We start from the raw sequence: 406 nt of genomic DNA on the forward strand, positions 1-406 counted from the left end.
GTCTGCCGGTCAAGGGATGAATGTGGGCGTCGGGTGTTGTAAAATGTCAGATAGAGGCCGATGCCAGCGCGGGCCTCGGACACGGTCTTGTAAGCGTGGAGGTAGACTTCCTCGTATTTGATAGACCGCCAAAGCCGCTCGACGAAGACATTGTCCCGCCACGCACCCTTGCCATCCATCGAGATGGCGATTTCCGCCTTCTTCAGCACCGCCGTGAAGTCGACAGAGGTAAACTGCGATCCCTGGTCCGTATTGAAGATGTCGGGTTTGCCATAACGGGCCAGAGCTTCCTCGACTGCTTCGATACAGAAGGCCGCTTCCATCGTGATCGACAGCCGCCATGAGAGCACGCGGCGACTGAACCAATCGACGACGGCGCAGAGATAGACAAAGCCCCGCGCCATGG

At 58.1% G+C, this 406-nt stretch carries 1 protein-coding gene; it reads right to left on the reverse strand.

The annotated features are described in order from the left end of the window. On the reverse strand, window positions 1–406 hold a 406-nt coding region (locus K7H91_RS25515), incomplete at both ends, for a DDE-type integrase/transposase/recombinase (protein ID WP_230722967.1).

Source organism: Martelella mediterranea, from assembly GCF_021021415.1.
GTDB classification, from domain to species: Bacteria; Pseudomonadota; Alphaproteobacteria; order Rhizobiales; family Rhizobiaceae; genus Martelella; species Martelella mediterranea_C.